This window comes from Streptomyces sp. NPDC093568 (assembly GCF_044764945.1).
In the GTDB taxonomy this organism is placed as follows: Bacteria; Actinomycetota; Actinomycetes; order Streptomycetales; family Streptomycetaceae; genus Streptomyces.
In genome coordinates this window covers 296,707-316,360 of record NZ_JBIWJD010000004.1, presented here as the reverse complement: position 1 = coordinate 316,360, position 19,654 = coordinate 296,707, and the positions used below count along the sequence as shown (strand labels likewise).

Genomic DNA, 19,654 nt, shown 5'->3' with positions numbered 1-19,654 from the left:
TGGAGGCAGACTGACGACATGCGCATCCCCGTCCCGAGACCCCGCAGCCTGGCCGGCCAGCTCTTCGCGATGCAGGCCGTGCTGATAGCGGTGCTCGTCGCCGGATACGCGGTGTTCACCTACGTCAGCGACACCGGCCAGGCCGAGGACGCCGCCGGGCGTCAGGCCAAGGCGGTGGCGCAGTCGATCGCCGACGCGCCGTCCGTACGGGAGGCGATCCGCACCGCCGATCCCACGGCCGAGCTCCAGCCGTACGCGCTGCGTGTCCAGCGCGACGCCGAGGTCGACTTCGTCACGATCATGAACCCCAAGGGGATCCGCTGGACGCATCCCGACGAGGAGCAGATCGGCCAGCACTTCCGCGGCCACACCGAGCGCGCGCTGCGCGGGGAGCCCTTCACCGAGACGTACACCGGCACGCTCGGGCCGTCGGTCCGGGCGGTCGTGCCGATCTACGACGGCGGTACGGATCCGGCGCACATCGTCGGGCTGGTCAGCGCGGGCATCCGGGTCGAGGCGATCAGCAAGCGGGTGCAGGACCAGCTGACCGCGCTGATCGGGGTGGCGGCGGGCGCGCTGACGCTGGGCGCGATCGGCACGTACGTCATCAACGCGCGGCTGCGCCGGCACACGCACGGGATGAACGCGGCCGAGCTGAGCCGGATGCACGACTACCACCAGGCCGCGTTGCACGCGGTGCGTGAGGGGCTGCTGATGCTGGACGGGCAGTTCCGGGTGGCGCTGATCAACGACGGCGGGCGCGAGCTGCTCGGGGTGGCCGGTGACGTGGTGGGGCGGTCGGTCGCGGAGCTCGGTCTGCCGGCCCCGCTGACCGGGGCGCTGCTGGCGTCCGGGCCGAGGGTGGACGAGGTGTATCTGACGGCGCAGCGGGTGCTGGTGGTGAACACCTCCCCGGTCTCCGGCGGTGAGCGGCGCGGCACGGTGGTGACCCTGCGGGATGTCACCGAACTCCAGTCGCTGATGGGCGAGTTGGACTCCGAGCGGGGCTTCACGCAGGCGCTGCGCTCGCAGGCGCACGAGGCGGCGAACCGGCTGCACACGGTCGTGTCGCTCATCGAGCTCGGGCGGGCCGAGGAGGCGGTGGAGTTCGCGACGGCCGAGCTGGAACTGGCCCAGGCGCTCACCGACCAGGTCGTGGCGGCGGTGAGCGAGCCGGTGCTGGCGGCGCTGCTGCTCGGGAAGACCGCGCAGGCGAACGAGCGGGGCGTGGAGCTGGTGGTGTCGGAGGACAGCCGCCTGGACGACAGCCTGCTGCCGGACACCCTGCCCGCCCGGGACCTGGTGACGATACTGGGCAACCTGATCGACAACGCCGTCGACGCGGCGCAGGGAAGTGTGGGTGCGCGGGTGACGGTGACGGCGTACGCCGAACGGGGCGAGCTGGTACTGCGGGTCTCCGACACCGGCACCGGGGTGGCCCCCGCGCTCACCGAGACGGTCTTCCAGCGCGGCTTCTCCACGAAGCCGGCCGGGCCGGGGGGCCGTGGACTGGGGCTGGCCCTGGTCCGCCAGGCCGCGATCCGGCACCACGGGCGGCTGTCGGTGGCGGAGGCCGAGGGGGGTGGGGCGGTGTTCGAGGTGCGGCTGCCGTTGGCGGAGGCCACTGTTTCCACGCGAAAGCCCGGGGCGGCGAGGGCTTCAGGGGCCGCCGAGGGGTCCGTCCCGGCGGAGGGGTCCACTTCCGGTGGCGCGGTGGTTTCGAGAGGTGACGTATGACGGCTCAGCCCGAGCAGGCGATTCGCGTGCTCGTCGTGGAGGACGACCCGGTGGCCGCGGACGCGCACATGATGTACGTCGGGCGGGTGCCCGGGTTCGTCGCGGTCGGAAAGGCGCACACGGGGGCGGAGGCGCGGCGCGCGCTGGAGCGGACGGCGGTGGATCTGCTGCTGCTGGATCTGCATCTGCCCGATGTGCACGGGCTGCAACTGGCCCGGTCGCTCAGGGCCGCCGGGCACCACGCGGACGTGATCGCGGTGACGTCGGCGCGGGATCTGACCGTGGTGCGGGAGGGGGTGTCGCTGGGGGTCGTGCAGTACGTGCTGAAGCCCTTCACCTTCGCGACCCTGCGGGACCGGCTGGTGCGCTACGCCGAGTTCCACGCGGCGGCGGGCGAGGCGAGCGGTCAGGACGACGTGGACCGGGCGCTGGCGACACTGCGGGCGCCCTCGCCCGCGGCGCTGCCGAAGGGCCTGAGCGCGCCGACGCTGGAACGGGTGACCGGGGCGCTGCGGGACGCCAAGGAGGGGCTCACGGCGGCCGGCGTCGCCGAGACCGTGGGGATCTCGCGGATCACGGCCCGGCGCTATCTGGAGCATCTGGTGGAGGCCGGGAGAGCCGAGCGCGCCCCGGTCTACGGGCAGGTCGGGAGGCCGGAGTTGGTGTACCGGTGGGTGCCGGGGACAGGGACGGGCCGGTAGAAAGCCCAATCCCCGCACACGCATTGACCTGACTAGACCACTCCTCTTAGGTTCACCGGGCAGACAACCCCAGGCCACAACGACGTAGGCCCCAGGAGGTCATGCCCGTGCGCCCCACCGCCGCCCTCCCCACCGTCCTCGCCCTCACCCTCGCCGCCGCCGGCACGCTCACCGCCTGTGGCGGCGGCTCCGGCAGCGACCCGGACACCGTGAAGGTCTCCTTCAAGCAGTCCACGGACAACTCCATCAAGGTGATGGACACCTATCTCGCGGACATCAAGAGGCAGTTCGAGAAGGCGAACCCCGGCAAGAAGGTCGAGTTCGTCCCGATCAAGGCCCCGGACTCGGAGTACTACACCAAGCTCCAGCAGATGCTCCGCTCCCCCAAGACCGCCCCGGACCTGGTCTACGAGGACACCTTCCTCATCAACTCCGACATCACCAGCGGCTACTTGAAGCCCCTCGACCCGTATCTCGCCAAGTGGCAGGACTGGAACCAGTTCATGGACACGGCGAAGGCCGCGGCCAAGGGCGAGGACGGCAAGACGTACGGCGTGCCGGACGGGACGGACACCCGGGGGCTGTGGTTCAGCAAGGACATCTTCGGCAAGGCGGGTCTCCCGGCCGACTGGCAGCCGAGGACCTGGGACGACGTCCTCGACGCCGCACGCACCATCAAGGACAAGGTGCCCGGGGTCATCCCCCTCAACGTCTACACGGGCAAGCCGGTCGGCGAGGCCGCCACCATGCAGACATTCGAGATGCTGCTCTACGGCACGAACGACGGCGCGACCGACCCGCTCTACGACAAGTCCGCCAAGAAGTGGATCGCCGGCGGCGAGGGGTTCAAGGACTCCCTCTCCTTCGTCGAGACGGTCTACAAGGAGAAGCTCGGCCCGGACGTCTCCGACGCGCTCGACCCGAACGTGATGACCCGGGTGCGCGGCGAGTGGCTCCCGCAGGGCAAGCTCGGCATCGCCCTCGACGGCTCCTGGCTCCCGCAGGACTGGCTGGCGGGCAGCGGCCACGAGTGGCCCGAGTGGTCCGAGGAGCTCGGCCTCGCCGCGATGCCCACGCAGAACGGCCAGGCGCCCGGCAAGGTGAGCATGTCCGGCGGCTGGACCTGGTCGATCCCGGCCAAGGCGGGCAACCCCGACCTGGCCTTCGAGTTCATCAAGACGATGCAGACCAAGGCCAACGCCCAGAAGTGGTACATCGCGAACTCCGGCATCGCCGTGCGCAAGGACGTCGCGGACGACCCGTCGTACACGGACGCCCAGCCCGGCATCAAGTTCTTCACGGACCTCGTGGCCAGCACGCACTACCGGCCCGCCTTCCCGGCGTACCCGAAGGTCTCCACCGCCGTGCAGGAGGCGATGGAGGGCGTGACGACGGGCGACATGTCGGTGGACGAGGCGGCCAAGGGCTACGACGAGGAGCTGAAGTCCGCTACGGACGACCAGGTGATCCAGAAGTGACGGACGGCGAGAACCATCGAGAGGTGAACGACGGCGAGGACCGCCGCCCATGACCGCCGAAGCACCGCACACGGCGACGGGCCCGACGACGCGCAAGTCCCCGTCGGGCCCAGCGACTCCGGGCCCACAGCCCGCCCCGCTGCACCGCAGCCTCGCCCGGGCCCTGCCCGTCTCCCCCGCCGTCGTCCTGCTGCTCCTCTTCCTCGCCGGTCCCATCGCCTACTGCGCCTTCATCGCGTTCACCGACCTCCAGCTCACCGGCCAGGCGGAGGAGTCGTTCGTCGGGTTCGACAACTTCCGTACGGCCTTCGGTGACGAGGCGTTCCTCAACGCGGTCTGGATGACTCTCGTCTTCACCGTCATCTCGGCCCTGGTCGGCCAGAACACCCTGGGCCTGGCTCTGGCCGCGCTGATGCAGCGCGCGTCGAAGCCGGTCCGCACCCTGGTGGGCGGCATCGTCGTCACGGCGTGGGTGCTGCCGGAAGTCGTCGCCGGGTTCCTGCTGTACGCCTTCTTCCGCCGCGAGGGCACCCTGAACGCCATCCTGGAGTGGCTCCGACTGCCCACCCAGAACTGGCTGTTCACACTGCCGATCCTGGCGGTGTCCTTCGCGAACGTATGGCGGGGCACGGCGTTCTCGATGCTGGTCTACTCCGCCGCCCTGAACGAGATCCCGAAGGAGATCACCGAGGCGGCGCAGGTCGACGGCGCCGGCGGCTGGCGCCGGATGTGGCACATCACGCTCCCGATGATCCGCCGCTCCATCGGCACCAACCTGATGCTCATCACCCTTCAGACACTGTCCGTCTTCGGGCTCATCTGGGTGATGACGAGGGGCGGCCCGGGCGGCAAGAGCCAGACCCTGCCGCTGTTCATGTACGAGGAGGCGTTCCAGAAGAGCATGATCGGCTACGGCACCGCGGTCGCCCTGCTGCTCCTGGTGGTGGGCTCGCTGTTCTCGGTGGTCTACCTGCGTCTGCTGCGGACGGAGGTCTGACGCGCATGGCCCGTTCCCTCGCATCCCGCCGGAGCACGCACCGACTGGCCGCCGACGCCGGTCTGCTGGTGGTGGCCGCGGCGTTCGTGCTGCCGCTCGTGTGGGTGGTGCTGTCATCCCTGGACACCGGCGCCGACCTCCGGGTGAAGGTCCCCGACGGCCTCACCCTGGACAACTTCGACGCGGTCCTGACGCCGGAGATCACCTTCACGCCGCTGCTCAACAGCCTGCTGCTGTGCGGCGGCGGGACGGCCCTGACGGTCGTGTGCGCGGCGCTCGCCGCCTACCCGCTGTCCCGCTTCCGCTCGCGCTTGAACCGGCCGTTCCTGCTCACGGTCCTGTTCGCGACCAGCCTGCCGATCACCGCGATCATGGTGCCGGTGTACGCGCTGTTCGTGCGCGTGAACCTGATCGACACCATGCAGGGCACGATCTTGTTCTTCGCCGCCTCCCAACTGCCGTTCGCCATCTGGCTGATGAAGAACTTCATGGACGGGGTGCCCAAGGAGCTGGAGGAGGCCGCCTGGACGGACGGGGCGTCCTCGCTCCAGTCGCTGGTGCGGATCGTGCTGCCCCTCATGGGTCCCGGAGTCGCCGTCGTCACGGTCTTCTCCTTCGTCATGATGTGGGGCAACTTCTTCGTGCCGTTCATGCTCCTGCTCACCCCGGACCAGATGCCGGCGTCGGTGAGCATCAACGACTTCTTCGGCAACCGCGGGATGGTGGCCTACGGCCAGCTGGCGGCGTTCTCCATCGTGTACTCGACGCCGGTGATCCTGCTGTACGTGCTGATCTCCCGGCGGCTCGGAGGGGGGTTCGCGCTGGGCGGGGCCGTCAAGGGGTGACGTCCGGCAGCACACCCTCGCGGAAGGCCTCCACGCCCACGACCCTGCGCACCCGCACGGGCTCGATCAAGAGCATCACCCGGCGCTCCCCCGGCAGCAGCCACGGGTAGCGCTCCTCCCCGATGTACTTCTGCGCGAGCCGGTCCATCGCGCGCTCCGCCGTCTCCCCCTCGACGAACCGGACGACCCGCCCCCGGATCTCGGCACGGTCGTACGGGTTCTCCGGGTCGTGGTGGGACAGCGAAACGTTGGGATTGAGCCGCAGGTTGTCCACCTTCACGCGTCCCATGGACGTGTTGACCATGACGTACTCGTCTTCGATGTCCGCCCACATGGGCGAAACCTGCGGCATCCCGTCCGGGCCCACCGTCGCCAGATGCCAGAAGTTCGGCGCGAGGAGGCGCTCGCGAATATGCCCGTTGAGCTTGCCGTTCACCGTCGGTCACCACCTTCCGGGGCCGCCGCGGTGACGCCCCGGCGCCATCCTGACCGGCACCCCGCCCGGGTCGACAGACGATCTTCGGCCAGCGCCGAACCCGTCAGTAGCCGTACTTTCCTACAATCCGTGATCCTGGCCGAACAGACCGTAGTCACCGCACTCCCCCGGGCCTACGTTGTGGCCCGTGCGCCGACCCCCAGCTCAACCGAACCAGCCGCCCAACCGCTCCAGCCGCCGCAACCCGCCCACTCCCCCGTTCAACGCCCCCGCCGCGCGCAGACTGCGCGCCGCGCTCAACATGGGGCCCGAACACGTCGCCCACGGCATGCGGACCTCGTACGGACTCCCCTACGTGACCGAGGACCTCGTCATCGCCTGGGAACGCGAACTCACCTCACCCAGCAGCGCCGAGCTCACCGCCCTCGCGGGCGTGCTGTGGTGCTCGCCGGGTGAACTGCTCGGCAAGCCGAGGACGCTGCGGGAGCACCGCATCGCCCGCGGCCTGGCACCCGAGGACGTGGCCCGTGCCGTCGGGCACGACGTCCCCGGGTATCTGCGCATGGAGGAGAACGACGACTGGCGCGGCACCGACCGCCAGTGCGCCGCACTCGCCGACATCCTGGGCCTGACGCTGCCCGACTTCATCACCGTCACGGGCCGCGAGGTCCGGCTCGCCGAGCTGCTGCGCAGCGCAGTGACGACGCGCTGGCAGGCGTATGTGCGCCCGGTCGGCAAGATCGCGCCCCTGGACCGGCGGCTGCTGGAGACCGCCCTGCAGGAGCTGCACGCCAGCTACCAGGGACAGATGACCGCGACGCTCAGCTGGGGCGGTGGCGGCGGGGACTCCAGCGCGGCCGGCCGCGAGTTCCTGGACCGGATCGTGGATCATTTCTGGCAGACCGTCCAGAAGGGCACTGCCTGAGCTCTCGGACGATCCCGCAGTCCCGCAGTCCCGCAGTCCCTCAGTGATCGACGACCGCGCCGGGGAGATGCCGGGGGCCGGCCCTGGAAGCCCTAGAAGACCGACTCCGCCTCGTCCATCCGGTCCTTCGGCACCGTCTTCAGTTCGGTCACCGCCTCGGCCAGCGGCACCATCACGACGTCGGTGCCGCGCAGCGCGGTCATCTTGCCGAACTCGCCCTGGTGCGCGGCCTCCACCGCGTGCCAGCCGAAGCGGGTGGCGAGGACGCGGTCGTACGCGGTCGGCGTGCCGCCGCGCTGGACGTGGCCGAGAATGACCGGCTTGGCCTCCTTGCCGAGGCGTCGCTCCAGCTCGAAGGCGAGTGCCGTGCCGATGCCCTGGAAGCGCTCGTGGCCGAACTGGTCGATCTCGCCCTTGCCGTAGTCCATGGTGCCGTCGGCGGGGTGGGCGCCCTCGGCGACGCAGATCACCGCGAACTTCTTGCCGCGCGAGAAGCGCTCCTCGACCATCTTCACGAGGTCCGCGGGGTCGAAGGGGCGCTCCGGGAGGCAGATGCCGTGCGCGCCGGCGGCCATGCCGGACTCCAGCGCGATCCAGCCCGCGTGGCGGCCCATGACCTCGACCACCATCACGCGCTGGTGGGACTCCGCGGTCGTCTTGAGCCGGTCCATGGCCTCGGTGGCGACGCCGACCGCCGTGTCGAAGCCGAAGGTGCGGTCCGTGGAGGAGATGTCGTTGTCGATCGTCTTCGGCACGCCGACGACCGGCAGACCGGCGTCGGACAGCATCCGGGCCGCGGTGAGCGTGCCCTCGCCGCCGATCGGGATAAGCGCGTCGATGCCGAAGTCACGGGCGATGTCGGGGGCGCTCTCGCAGGCCTCGCGCAGCCGGTTGCGCTCCAGCCGGGACGAGCCGAGGATCGTGCCGCCGCGGGCCAGGATGCCGCCGACCGCCTCCAGGTCGAGGCTGCGGTAGCGGCCGTCGAGCAGGCCCGCGAATCCGTCCTCGAAGCCGATCACCTCGTCGCCGTACTGCGCGACGGCTCGGTGTACGACCGACCGGATCACGGCGTTCAGGCCGGGGCAGTCGCCGCCTGCGGTGAGAACTCCGATACGCATCGTGCTGTGTCTCCTGCTCGCTGTTGACACCGGTGAGCCAGTCCGATTGTTTCACGTCGCTGAGGGCGGTGTCGCTCTCGTACTGACGGGCGCCTTATCCAGCGCCAAGGGTATTGTCAAGAGGGTTTCGCTCACCTCACTGGGCGATTTTGCGACCCCGACGATGCCACGACAGACGAACACGACAGACGAAACGGAGACGACGCGTGACGCGCAGCGTGTACGTGACCGGGATCGACCGCGGAGACGGCCGCCAGGTCGTCGAACTGGGGGTCATGGAGCTTCTGACCCGCCAGGTCGACCGGGTGGGGGTGTTCCGGCCGCTGGTGCATCACTCTCCCGACCGCCTGTTCGAGCTGCTGCGGGCCCGCTACCGCCTCTCCCAGGACCCGGCGACGGTCTACGGCATGGACTACCACGAGGCGTCCGCGCTCCAGGCCGAGCGCGGCACGGACGAGCTGGTGTCCACGCTCGTCGACCGCTTCCACGCCGTCGCCCGCGACTACGACGTCGTCCTCGTCCTCGGCACGGACTTCGCCGCCACCCAGCTCCCGGACGAGCTGTCCCTCAACGCCCGGCTCGCCAACGAGTTCGGCGCGTCCGTCATACCCGTCGTGGGCGGACGGGGGCAGGCCGCCGAGTCCGTGCTCGCCGAGACGCGCAACGCCTACCGGGCGTACGAGAACCTGGGCTGCGACGTGCTCGCGATGGTCACCAACCGGGTCGCCAGGGACGACCGGGACGAGATCGCCGAGCGGCTCGACTCGCGGCTGCCGGTGCCCTGTTACGTCGTTCCGGACGAGCCCGCCCTGTCCGCGCCGACGGTCTGGCAGATCGCCCAGTCCCTCGACGCCAAGGTCCTGCTGGGGGACGACTCCGGGCTCTCGCGTGACGCCCTCGGCTTCGTGTTCGGCGGCGCGATGCTGCCGAACTTCCTGACCGCCCTGACCCCGGGCTGCCTGGTCGTCACCCCGGGCGACCGCGCCGACCTGGTCGTCGGCTCGCTGGCCGCGCACAGCGCGGGCACCCCGCCGATCGCCGGTGTGCTGCTCACGCTGGACGAGCGGCCCGGCGACGAGATCCTCACCCTGGCCGCCCGCCTGGCCCCGGGCACCCCGGTGCTGTCGGTGCCCGGCTACAGCTTCCCCACCGCCGAGCAGCTCTTCTCCCTGGAGGGGAAGCTGAACGCGGCGACCCCGCGCAAGGCGGAGACCGCGCTCGGTCTGTTCGAGCGCTATGTCGACACCGGCGACCTGCTGAAGCGGGTCTCGGCGCCAAGCAGCGACCGGGTCACGCCGATGATGTTCGAGCACAAGCTGCTGGAGCAGGCCCGCTCGAACATGCGCCGCATCGTGCTGCCCGAGGGCACCGAGCCGCGCGTCCTGCACGCCGCCGAGGTGCTGCTGCGGCGGAACGTCTGCGACCTGACGCTGCTGGGCCCGGTCGACCGGATCCGCAAGCAGGCCGCCGACCTCGGCATCGACCTGGGCGACTCGCAGCTGATCGACCCGGCGACCAGCGAGCTGCGCGACGCGTTCGCCGAGAAGTACGCCCAGCTCCGGGCCCACAAGGGGGTCACCGTCGAGCTGGCGTACGACGTCGTCAGCGATGTGAACTACTTCGGGACGCTGATGGTGCAGGAGGGTCTGGCCGACGGCATGGTGTCCGGGTCCGTCCACTCGACGGCCGCCACGATCCGCCCCGCCTTCGAGATCATCAAGACGAGGCCGGACGCCGGCATCGTCTCCTCGGTCTTCTTCATGTGCCTGGCCGACAAGGTCCTCGTCTACGGCGACTGCGCGGTGAACCCGGACCCGAACGCCGAGCAGCTGGCCGACATCGCCATCCAGTCGGCGGCCACCGCCGAGCAGTTCGGCGTGGAGCCGCGGATCGCGATGCTGTCGTACTCCACGGGCACGTCCGGTTCGGGCGCCGATGTCGACAAGGTGCGCGAGGCGACGGAGCTGGTGCGGCAGCGGCGGCCCGATCTGAAGATCGAGGGGCCGATCCAGTACGACGCCGCCGTCGAGCCGTCCGTCGCCGAGACCAAGCTGCCGGGGTCGGAAGTGGCCGGGCAGGCGTCGGTGCTGATCTTCCCGGACCTCAACACGGGCAACAACACCTACAAGGCCGTGCAGCGCTCGGCCGGCGCCATCGCGGTCGGCCCGGTGCTCCAGGGCCTGCGCAAGCCGGTCAACGACCTGTCCCGGGGCGCCCTCGTCTCGGACATCGTCAACACCGTCGCCATCACGGCGATCCAGTCCCAGACTCCCACCGAGAAGGCCGTCGCCCAGTGAGTTCCACCCGCGTCCTCGTCCTCAACTCCGGCTCCTCGTCGGTGAAGTACCAGCTGCTCGACATGCGCGACAGCAGCCGGCTGGCCGTGGGCCTCGTCGAGCGGATCGGCGAGCAGGTCTCCCGGCTCAAGCACACCCCGCTGGCGGCCGGCGGCGACAGCCGCGAGCGGACCGAGCCGATCGCCGACCACGACGCCGCCCTGAAGGCGGTGGCGGCGGAGCTCGCCCAGGACGGCCTCGGGCTCGACTCCCCCGAGCTGGCCGCGATCGGGCACCGGGTGGTGCACGGCGGCAAGCACTTCACCGAGCCGACCGTCGTCGACGACGCCGTCCTCGCCGAGATCGAGCGGCTGATACCGGTGGCCCCGCTGCACAACCCGGCCAACCTCACCGGCATCCGCACCGCCCGGGCGCTGCGCCCGGACCTGCCCCAGGTCGCCGTGTTCGACACCGCGTTCCACACGACGATGCCGGAGTCGGCCGCCCGCTACGCGATCGACGTGGAGACCGCGGACCGGCACCGGATCCGCCGGTACGGCTTCCACGGCACCTCGCACGCGTACGTCTCCCGGGCCACCGCCGAGCTGCTGGGCAAGGCCCCCGAGGACGTGAACGTCATCGTGCTGCACCTCGGCAACGGCGCGTCGGCGTCCGCCGTACAGGGCGGCAAGTGCGTGGACACCTCCATGGGGCTGACGCCCTTGGAGGGGCTCGTGATGGGTACGCGATCGGGTGACATGGATCCCGCCGTCATCTTCCATTTGGCACGTGTTGGCGAAATGTCCATCGCGGAAATCGACACTCTTCTCAACAAGAAGAGCGGATTGATCGGCCTGTGCGGCGACAACGACATGCGGGAGATCCGCCGCCGGATCGACGAAGGTGATGAGCGGGCCCAATTGGCCTTCGACATCTACATTCACCGACTGAAGAAGTACATCGGCGCCTATTACGCCGTGCTCGGCCGGGTGGACGCCGTCGCGTTCACCGCCGGGGTCGGCGAGAACGCGGCGCCGGTGCGGGAGGCTGCCGTGGCGGGCCTGGAACAGCTGGGCCTCGCGGTGGACCCCGGGCTGAACGCCGTACGCGGTGACGAGCCGCGGCTGATCTCGCCGCCGGGGTCGCGGGTGGCGGTCGCGGTGGTGCCGACGGATGAGGAACTGGAGATCGCGACGCAGACCTACGCACTGGTCGGACGGTATTGATATGCGGCTCCGCCATGTGACGCCCGAGTAACACGGCTGAGCCACGCACAGCTCATTTGTATCTTCCGCCAGACGGAATATTCCGTAGCGAAACAAACCGATAGGATCGTCCCATGCGCCGTTCGAAAATCGTCTGTACTCTCGGCCCCGCGGTCGACTCCCACGAACAGCTTGTCGGGCTGATCGAGGCGGGCATGAATGTGGCCCGCTTCAACTTCAGCCATGGCACGCACGAAGACCACCAGGGGCGGTACGAGCGCCTGAGGGCCGCCGCCGAGGAGACCGGGCGGGCCATCGGAGTGCTCGCCGACCTCCAGGGCCCGAAGATCCGCCTGGAGACCTTCGCCGAGGGTCCGGTCGAGCTCGAGCGCGGTGACGAGTTCGTCATCACGACCGAGGACGTCCCCGGCGACAAGCAGATCTGCGGGACGACCTACAAGGGCCTGCCGGGCGATGTCGCCAAGGGCGACCAGATCCTCATCAACGACGGCAACGTCGAGCTGAAGGTCACCGAGGTCGAGGGCCCCCGGGTGAAGACGATCGTCATCGAGGGCGGCGTCGTCTCCGACCACAAGGGCATCAACCTGCCCGGCGCGGCCGTGAACGTGCCGGCGCTGAGCGAGAAGGACGTCGAGGACCTCCGCTTCGCCCTCCGCATGGGCTGCGACCTGGTCGCCCTGTCCTTCGTGCGGGACGCGGCCGACGTGAGGGACGTGCACAAGGTCATGGACGAGGTCGGCCGCCGCGTCCCGGTCATCGCCAAGGTGGAGAAGCCGCAGGCGGTGGCGAACATGGAGGACGTCGTGCTGGCGTTCGACGGTGTGATGGTCGCGCGTGGCGACCTGGCCGTCGAGTACCCGCTCGAGAAGGTCCCGATGGTGCAGAAGCGGCTCATCGAGCTGTGCCGCCGCAACGCCAAGCCGGTGATCGTGGCGACCCAGATGATGGAGTCGATGATCACCAACTCCCGCCCGACCCGCGCCGAGGCCTCCGACGTGGCCAACGCGATCCTGGACGGCGCGGACGCGGTCATGCTGTCGGCGGAGTCCTCGGTCGGCGCGTTCCCCCTCGAGACCGTCCGGACGATGTCGAAGATCGTCACCGCGGCCGAGCAGGAGCTCCTCGCCAAGGGCCTGCAGCCCCTGGTCCCCGGCAAGAAGCCGCGCACCCAGGGCGGTTCGGTCGCCCGTGCGGCCTGCGAGATCGCCGACTTCCTCGGCGGCAAGGGCCTGGTGGCCTTCACCCAGTCCGGCGACACGGCCCGCCGCCTGAGCCGCTACCGCGCGGCCCAGCAGATCATCGCCTTCACCACGGACGAGTCCACCCGCAACCAGATGACCCTGAGCTGGGGCGTCGAACCCCACGTCGTCCCCTTCGTGAACAGCACCGACGAGATGGTCGACCTGGTCGACCAGGAGATCGTCAAGCTGGGCCTGTTCAACGAGGGCGACATCGTGGTGATCACGGCGGGGTCGCCGCCTGGGGTGCCGGGGACGACGAACATGGTTCGGGTGCATCACCTGGGGGGCGGGGCTCGGGACTGACCGCCACGCCGCCGTAAGGCTCTTGTACAGCGCTGAGGGCGCCTCCTGGGACAGGGGGCGCCCTCAACGCTTCCATGTGGGGCGACGACTAAGGCAGCTCGCCGGCCAACTGCTCCCAGGCCTCGGCCTCACCCCACCGCGGGTGCTCGGCGAGCAGGAAGGCCAGCGGCCGCACCGGGGCGAGCAGTCGGCGGATCGTGCGCAACGACAGGATCCGCGGCCGGTCCAGCTCCCGCCAGCGAGGCGCGAGCGAGGCGGCCTCCTCCGGGCTCATCGGCATCGCGTCGAGCGCACGGACGAGCACCTGCCCCGGATCGAGCAGCGGAACGTCCTCGCGCGGGCCGAGCCGTTGAAGCAGCCACGACCGAAGCCACAGGTCGCGCAGCAGCCACTCATTTCCCTGCGACCCGCTCGCCCGCTCGGCCGCCGCGAGCAGCGCGGGCCACGCCTGCGCGATCGCCCGCACCCGCTCGTCGGTCAAGCGCTCCGGGTCCTGCTGGATACGGGCGGCGAACTGCTGAGCGGCGGCGATCCAGGCGTTGACCGAGCCGTCGGCCTCGTCCAGATCGCGCGCCGACCAGCGACGGACGTGCCCGTCAAGGTCCAGACTGCCGAGGTCGTCGAAGACGCCGGCCATCAGAAGACCACCCCGGCCGCCTCGAACATCTCCCTGCCCAGTTGTTCGGACCCGCCGCCCGGTGCCCAGAACGAGTCACCCTCCTTGAAGAAGTGACCGCTGTGACTATTGATGTTCAACCCGAAGTACTGGCCGTTGCTGCCCGCGATCTCGGCCTCGCCGGCGGCCCTGACCGGGGCACCACCGCTCAGCACGGGATGGGAGAGCTCTCGGCCCTGCACCACCTTCGGCATGATGACCAGCCCCCCGTCCTCCAGCACGGCCCACTTGACCGGTTCGCCGTCACTGTCGATGTACTTGTCCCAATTCGGGGTTCCCGGCCTGGCCGGCCGGATGCCCAGCCGCTGCGCCAGCGCGAGTTCGTCGGCGAGCGAGGCGGACATGTTGTTCGGCCAGATCCGGCAGGCATTGTGCACCAGGACCTTGGTCCGGCCGACGAAGTAGGTGTGGTCACCTTCGACCTCGAAGTTGAACACCTGGGTCCGGACCGCGTTCTTCTTGACCGACTCGACCCGGGCGCCCTTGCCGTCCAGGGTCCGCAGCCGGTCGCCACGGTGCAGCGCCTCGGCGCTCGTCCAGCCCTTGCCGTTCACCCAGAAGGGGTGCTCGGGGGTGGCCCGGACCGTCTCCTCGCCCATGTCCACGGAGACCAGCGCGTCCGTGGTGCGCTGCATCACCCCGGCGACCGTGCGCAGCCGGCGTTCTCCCGTCTCCGGGTCCTGCGCCCAGACCCGGTCGCCGGCCTTGATCTCCTCGATCGGCTTGGTTCCGTGCTCGGTGGCGACCTTCGTCCCGGCCGGGAAGCACATGGAGCTCAGCGCCTGCCTGCCGAGGCGTTCCAGGTTGGCCGCCGCCGACGCGGAGAGCCCGGTGCCACGCAGGCCCCAGATGGCACGGCCGATCCCGGTGCCCTGGCGCACGGCCAGGTGCACCGCGAACGCGGCCTCTGCGGCCTTCATCAGCAGCCCCGGCAGGATGATGCTGCCGGCCAGCCACAGGCAGCTGCTGATCTTGCCCTTCCAGCACCCGACGATGTCGGCGACGGCTCCCGTGGCGACGGCCTTCAGGACCGACGCCGTGAGCTGCAGGCCGTCGATGTGGACGTCGTCCTCGCGGAAGCGGACGTCCAGCGGCGAACTGGTGAGGTAGGTGCGCTTGATGGCCTTGCCGCACTTGGAGCGCTCGACCCCGGGCGTCGGGCAGGTCTCCAGGTAGAAGTCCATCTCCCCGTAGAAGTGGAACTCGAGGTCGATCTCGCAGCCGATGTCCTTGCCGCTGCCGGAGCCCACGCAGTCGCTCAAGGGGTTGACGTCGACCCTCGTGTCGGCGCTGGGCTTCATCACGACCCCGTCGACACCGGTTCCGCCGCCGTCGGGGCTGCGCTGCTGCTCCTGCCGGTCCTCGAACTCCACCTGCTGCGTACGGATGGCCGCCTGGGCCGCCTCCACCGCGAGGTTGCGGGCGTTGGCCGCCGCGGTCTCCGCCGTGGTGGCGTCCTTCTCGGCCTGGTCCGCGACGGAACGGGCGGTGGACGCGTCGGTCTCGGCGGCGTCGGCGGCACGACGGGCGCTTGCCGCGTCCCGCTCCGCCTCGTCGGCCTCGGCGTCGGCCTGGGTGGCGTACCCGTCGGCCGAGGTGGCCGCCTTCTGGGCCGCCTCGGCGTCCTCGACGGCCTTCTCGTGGTACGCGACGGTGTTGGCCTCGGCCTTCTTCGCCGCCTTCGCGGAGGCGGCCGCCGCCTCGGACGAGGCCTGTGCCTCGGCCGCGGACTTGGCGGCGTCCGCCGCGTACTCGGCCGCGTTGGCGGCGGCTTCGGCCGCCGCCTTCGCGTCGGCGTCCGCCCTGGCCGCCAGCGCCTTGGCCGCGGCCGCCGCCTTGGCCGCCTCGGCCGCCTTCGCGTTGGCCACGGCGACCTGCTGCTGGGCGGCCGTCTTGGACGCCTGCCCGGTCAGCACGGCGAGGCCCGCCGAGGAGTCGGTCTCCGCGTAGGGGGAGCCGAGTTCGATGGCGTCATTGGCCGGCTTGACGACCTGGGCCGCCGAGTCACGGGCAGCCGAGGCGGCCCGCGCGGTGGAGTAGGCGTGGCCCGCGGTGCGGATGGCGTCGGCCCCCGCGAGGTTGGCCTCGGAGCGCGCCACGACGGCGTCGCCCTTGGCCTTGGCTGCCGACTTCTGCGCGGTCTCCGCCTCCGCCTTGGCGGCGATGGCGTTCCACTTGGCCGCCTGCGACGCGGCGATGGCGTCGGCGGCGGCCGCATGGGCCTTCGTCACCGCGGCCCCGGTGATGGCGACGTCCCGCTTCGCCGCGTCCGCGGCCGCCTGGGCGCGCTTGGCCGCGCCCTCGGCCCGGGTCGCCGCCTCGCGGGCGTTGGTGGCCGCCTCGGTCGCCTCGTCGGCGGCCTTGCGCGCCTCGGTGGCCGCCGTCGTGGCCTCGTTGGCGGCGGTACGTGCCTTGGTCGCCGCCTGCCGTGCCTCGAGGGCGTCCGCGGTGCCGTCCACCGCGGCGAGCAGCGCTTCCGCGGCCTCGGCCTTCGCCACCAGACTGTCCCGGCGTTCCTCGGCTGCCAGCGCACCGTTCCGGGCCGTCCTGGCCCTGCGCTCGGCGGCCAGCGCGCCGTCCTTCTTCTCGGTCGCGGTCCTGCCCGCCGCAGTTGCCTCGGAGAGCTTGTCCGCCGCCACGGTGCGCTGGGTCTGGGCCCGGCCCTCCGCTTCGTGCGCCTTCTTGCGCTCGGCCGCGGCCAGTTCCTTCTGCGACTTGGCGTAGTCGCGCTCCGCCTCGGCCTTCTTGCGCTTGGCCGCGGCATCGGCGGCCGCGTCCTTGGCCGTCTTCTCGGCGGCCTCGGCCCTGTTCTCGGCCGCCTTGGCCTTGGCGGCGTTCTTCGCCGCCTCCTCGGCCTGCTTGGCGGCGCCCTCCGCGGCAGACTTCGCCTGGGCCTCGGCCTCCTGGGCGGCCTTGCGCCGGAACTCGGCCTTCGCCGCGTGCGCCTGGGTGTTGGCCAGGGAGTTCAGCGTCTTGCTGTCGGCGGCCGAGGCGCGGGTGGCGTTGAACGCCGTCTCCGTGGCCTTCGCCGCCGCCTGCGCGGCAGCGGCGGACGCCTTGGTGACCTGAGCGGCCTGCTGGCCGTACAACAGGCCCCGGCCGCGCGGCAGTCCGGCCTGGTCGGCGATGGCGTACGCCTCGGTCTGGGCCTTGGTGACCTGCGCCGCCTGGTTCTTGGCGGACAGCGCGGCGCGGGAGGCCACGAAGAGGCGCCCCGAGGCTCGGCCCTGGGCGTTCGCGATCCACTTCTTGACCTGGTTGAACTCGGCCGTGGTCGGATAGAAGAGCGGGTGGTCGTCCGGTTTCTGCTTGGTCCAGTACGCCTGCCAGACGGTGAGCCGACTGGCGATCAGCGACTGCGCGAGCGCCTCCCCGAGCGCCTGGGAGGCCGTCGCCAGATCGGCGTTGGCCTGCTTCTCGGCCCGGATGATGGTGTCCCGCTGGGTCTTCTGACCGGCGAGTTCGTTCTGCCACTCGGTGGCGGCCACGGCCAGCTCGGTGGTGAGCACCATGTGCGGGTCCTGCGGGTTGCTGTACGCGCAGGACGCGAACCGCGCCTTGAGGTTCTCGACGTCGATCCGGAACTCCATGGAGTCCGGGTCGGGTGCTGCGGTCGGGAATCCGCCGTACTGGAGGAACAGCCGCGCGTCGTCGGCGTACATGCCATGCATGAACTGCAGGGACTTCCAGGCCTGACGGTCCTCGTAGTCCGCGTGGTCGTTCTCGTCGTAGCGAGCGTTGTAGACGGCGGTGGCGGCGTCGACGGACTCTTTGCTCGCCAGGGGATGAGGGTCGGTGTAGAGGTCCGACTCCTGCTTCCAGAACTGGGCGGCGACCCAGTTGCCCAGACTGATGGTGTGGAAGGGGTTGGCCTCGTCCTCCACCCACTCGAAGCCGGTGACCGTGTAGCCCGGTGGCGTGGTCTGGTCCGGGATCGCGAGGGACTGCTCCCACACCTTTCGGCGGCCGTTGAGCTCATCCAGCTTGGTGTCGGCCGCCGCCCGGTCGTTCTCGAACGCCTTGGCGAGCGGTGTGTCGGTCCAGTAATCCGGATTGGCAGCCGTGTGCAGCTGCTCCTCCGTGCCGATGAGCCCCGCTCGCGCGACTTCCTTGGTCGCCGGTCCGCCCTTGCGCAGGGCGTCGTTGAGCAGGCACTGCTCCTCGCGGATCCGAGCGGCGCCTTCGAGGTCGAAGGGCGTCGTGGGGGTGGATTCGTCGGCAGTGGTCGCGGTCTGGTGCGGCGCCGGGTTGGGAAGTTGACCGCTGGTCATCGCGACAGCGGTCGCGGTGGCAAGGGCCGTGGTGGTCAGAAACCGGGTCCAGCCGCCCGGTCTGCGGAAGATGGTCCGGCGGCCATGGGCGGCCGGACGTGCGTCTGTACGCATGCGGAAGTGTCAGCCGTTCTGCTGAGAAGACTCTGGTGAGGAATCGGAGGAAGCCGAACGAACGGGCGGCTCAGAAGAGCAGGTTGTACGCCGTCCAGCCGCTGGTACCGATCTGCGTGCGCGCGGCGAACGGGGCCGAGGCCTTGCCCGTGCCCTTGAACAGCCACAGCGCGCCCGCGCCGTCCACGCCGAGCAGGTCGGGCTTGCCGTCACCGTCGTTGTCGCCCGTCGAGACGAGCACGGTGTAGTCCTTCCAAGCCGATCCCGTGGGCGCCGGCACGGTGTGCCGGGTGTCGGCCAGCACGGCCTCGGCGGTGGCGTTGCCGGTGCCCGGGTAGACGTAGAGAACCCCGGCCGTGGAGCGGGCCACGACATCGGCCTTGCCGTCGCCGGTGTAGTCGCCGCGGCCGGTGACCTCGTTCATGCCGTTCCAGCCGGAGGTGCGGACGGCGACCCGGCCGGCGAGGGTGCCGTCGGCCTTCCCCTGGTACAGCCAGAGCGTGCCGTCCTTGCCGCGGGCGAGGAGGTCGGGGTGGGCGCTGCCGCCCATGTTGCCCACGGAGACGAGCAGGTTGTACTGGTCCCAGCCGGTGCCGAGGACCTTGGTGTCGCCGCCGCGCTCGGCGGTGTAGTAGAGCGTGCCGTCGATGACGGCGTACAGGTCGGTGCCGGTCTGGCTGCGGGAGATGTTGGCCTGGGCGAGGGCGGTCGCGTCGGAGTAACCGCCGCCCAGGTCGAACTTGGCGGCGAAGCCGCCGGTGCCCTTGGGTTCGTAGTCGAGGATGCGGCCGTTCTTGTCCCGTGCGAGCAGCGGGAAGAGGCCTGCGCCGTCGGCGGCCGTCTGCTGGAGCAAGGGCGCCCGGTCGGTGTGGGCCGCCTGTGCGGGTTCCGGTGCGGAGGGCGAGGCTGGTGCGTCCTTCGCCGTCGTCGCCAGTACGGCGGCCGCCGCGAGCGCGGACGCGACTGCCAGCGCCCGGCGCAGCGGACGGTTGACGAAACTGAACATGGAGTGCGAGGTCCCCCTCGATGAGGTCAGCGGGGACACGCACGCACACGCCGATGGCTCGCGCCATCGCCGTGATTCCCCGGTGCCGCCCCCGCGCCGTGGCTGGTCATGCTCACGGCAATAGCACCGTATGGGGCCTGTGTGAATTATGTAAAGAGATTTTCAGCAATCTGTGAACGAGTCGTGGGGGGGGGGGGGGGGGGGGGGGGGGGGGGGGCGGGGGGGGGGGGGGGGGGGGATGTTTTTCGCCCCCGCCGCCCCTACCCGTCCCATCCTTCTGGGGCTCCGCCCCAGACCCCGCTCC

14 protein-coding genes are annotated in these 19,654 nt (G+C 70.6%); 9 read left to right on the top strand and 5 right to left on the bottom strand.

Annotated features, from left to right (window positions below):
- The first annotated feature begins 18 nt into the window (after positions 1–18).
- From ACIRD7_RS18880 to ACIRD7_RS18860, 5 genes are all read left to right on the top strand, one after another.
- A complete protein-coding gene (locus ACIRD7_RS18880; protein WP_403454384.1) occupies positions 19–1,737 on the top strand; it encodes an ATP-binding protein in 1,719 nt (572 codons plus the stop codon).
- On the top strand, positions 1,734–2,438 hold the full coding sequence (locus ACIRD7_RS18875) for a response regulator (RefSeq protein ID WP_403454382.1): 705 nt from the start codon (positions 1,734–1,736) through the stop codon (positions 2,436–2,438). Before ACIRD7_RS18880 ends, ACIRD7_RS18875 begins: the two co-directional genes overlap by 4 nt.
- Before the next feature lie 101 nt (positions 2,439–2,539).
- Positions 2,540–3,916 (top strand): extracellular solute-binding protein, encoded by a 1,377-nt coding sequence (locus ACIRD7_RS18870; protein ID WP_403454381.1) that lies wholly within the window; start codon positions 2,540–2,542, stop codon positions 3,914–3,916.
- 49 nt (positions 3,917–3,965) lie between these two features.
- Positions 3,966–4,913 (top strand): carbohydrate ABC transporter permease, encoded by a 948-nt coding sequence (locus ACIRD7_RS18865; protein ID WP_403454380.1) that lies wholly within the window; start codon positions 3,966–3,968, stop codon positions 4,911–4,913.
- Positions 4,914–4,918: 5 nt separating this feature from the next.
- Positions 4,919–5,758, top strand: a complete 840-nt coding sequence (locus ACIRD7_RS18860; RefSeq protein WP_403454377.1) for a carbohydrate ABC transporter permease — start codon at positions 4,919–4,921, stop codon at positions 5,756–5,758.
- On the opposite strand, the gene ACIRD7_RS18855 is transcribed toward ACIRD7_RS18860, so the two are convergent.
- Positions 5,748–6,194, bottom strand: coding sequence for a PPOX class F420-dependent oxidoreductase (locus tag ACIRD7_RS18855; protein ID WP_403454375.1), 447 nt, complete (start codon positions 6,192–6,194; stop codon positions 5,748–5,750). The two genes, ACIRD7_RS18860 and ACIRD7_RS18855, sit on opposite strands and share 11 nt — an antisense overlap.
- Positions 6,195–6,372: 178 nt before the next feature.
- Between ACIRD7_RS18855 and ACIRD7_RS18850 the strand changes: the two genes are divergently transcribed.
- Positions 6,373–7,119 carry a helix-turn-helix domain-containing protein gene (locus ACIRD7_RS18850; protein WP_403454374.1) on the top strand — a complete coding sequence of 249 codons (747 nt, stop codon included), beginning with the start codon at positions 6,373–6,375 and terminating at the stop codon, positions 7,117–7,119.
- A gap of 92 nt (positions 7,120–7,211) precedes the next feature.
- On the opposite strand, the gene ACIRD7_RS18845 is transcribed toward ACIRD7_RS18850, so the two are convergent.
- A complete protein-coding gene (locus ACIRD7_RS18845; protein WP_403454373.1) occupies positions 7,212–8,237 on the bottom strand; it encodes an ATP-dependent 6-phosphofructokinase in 1,026 nt (341 codons plus the stop codon).
- A gap of 206 nt (positions 8,238–8,443) precedes the next feature.
- Here ACIRD7_RS18845 and pta point away from each other — a divergent pair, with 206 nt between their 5' ends.
- From pta to pyk, 3 genes are all read left to right on the top strand, one after another.
- The gene (gene pta / locus ACIRD7_RS18840) at positions 8,444–10,534 is read left to right on the top strand and encodes a phosphate acetyltransferase (RefSeq protein WP_403454372.1); all 2,091 of its coding nucleotides are present in this window, start codon (positions 8,444–8,446) and stop codon (positions 10,532–10,534) included.
- Positions 10,531–11,739: an acetate kinase gene (locus ACIRD7_RS18835; protein ID WP_403454370.1), complete on the top strand. Its 1,209-nt coding sequence runs from the start codon at positions 10,531–10,533 to the stop codon at positions 11,737–11,739. Before pta ends, ACIRD7_RS18835 begins: the two co-directional genes overlap by 4 nt.
- Before the next feature lie 113 nt (positions 11,740–11,852).
- Positions 11,853–13,283 carry a pyruvate kinase gene (gene pyk / locus ACIRD7_RS18830; RefSeq protein WP_403454368.1) on the top strand — a complete coding sequence of 477 codons (1,431 nt, stop codon included), beginning with the start codon at positions 11,853–11,855 and terminating at the stop codon, positions 13,281–13,283.
- Between the two features lie 88 nt (positions 13,284–13,371).
- On the opposite strand, the gene ACIRD7_RS18825 is transcribed toward pyk, so the two are convergent.
- From ACIRD7_RS18825 to ACIRD7_RS18815, 3 genes are all read right to left on the bottom strand, one after another.
- Positions 13,372–13,920 (bottom strand): hypothetical protein, encoded by a 549-nt coding sequence (locus ACIRD7_RS18825; RefSeq protein ID WP_403454366.1) that lies wholly within the window; start codon positions 13,918–13,920, stop codon positions 13,372–13,374.
- Entirely contained in the window at positions 13,920–18,344 is a 4,425-nt protein-coding gene (locus ACIRD7_RS18820) for a polymorphic toxin-type HINT domain-containing protein (RefSeq protein WP_403454364.1), read from the bottom strand. Before ACIRD7_RS18820 ends, ACIRD7_RS18825 begins: the two co-directional genes overlap by 1 nt.
- A 70-nt stretch (positions 18,345–18,414) precedes the next feature.
- The gene (locus ACIRD7_RS18815) at positions 18,415–19,350 is read right to left on the bottom strand and encodes an FG-GAP repeat domain-containing protein (protein WP_403454363.1); all 936 of its coding nucleotides are present in this window, start codon (positions 19,348–19,350) and stop codon (positions 18,415–18,417) included.
- Positions 19,351–19,654 lie beyond the last annotated feature (304 nt).

Coding starts and splice junctions, on each gene's coding strand:
- ACIRD7_RS18880 (WP_403454384.1), top strand. CDS start 19: ATGCGCATCCCCGTCCCGAGACCCCGCAGCCTGGCCGGCCAGCTCTTC.
- ACIRD7_RS18875 (WP_403454382.1), top strand. CDS start 1,734: ATGACGGCTCAGCCCGAGCAGGCGATTCGCGTGCTCGTCGTGGAGGAC.
- ACIRD7_RS18870 (WP_403454381.1), top strand. CDS start 2,540: ATGCCCGTGCGCCCCACCGCCGCCCTCCCCACCGTCCTCGCCCTCACC.
- ACIRD7_RS18865 (WP_403454380.1), top strand. CDS start 3,966: ATGACCGCCGAAGCACCGCACACGGCGACGGGCCCGACGACGCGCAAG.
- ACIRD7_RS18860 (WP_403454377.1), top strand. CDS start 4,919: ATGGCCCGTTCCCTCGCATCCCGCCGGAGCACGCACCGACTGGCCGCC.
- ACIRD7_RS18845 (WP_403454373.1), bottom strand. CDS start 8,237: ATGCGTATCGGAGTTCTCACCGCAGGCGGCGACTGCCCCGGCCTGAAC.
- pyk (WP_403454368.1), top strand. CDS start 11,853: ATGCGCCGTTCGAAAATCGTCTGTACTCTCGGCCCCGCGGTCGACTCC.
- ACIRD7_RS18825 (WP_403454366.1), bottom strand. CDS start 13,920: ATGGCCGGCGTCTTCGACGACCTCGGCAGTCTGGACCTTGACGGGCAC.
- ACIRD7_RS18820 (WP_403454364.1), bottom strand. CDS start 18,344: ATGCGTACAGACGCACGTCCGGCCGCCCATGGCCGCCGGACCATCTTC.
- ACIRD7_RS18815 (WP_403454363.1), bottom strand. CDS start 19,350: ATGTTCAGTTTCGTCAACCGTCCGCTGCGCCGGGCGCTGGCAGTCGCG.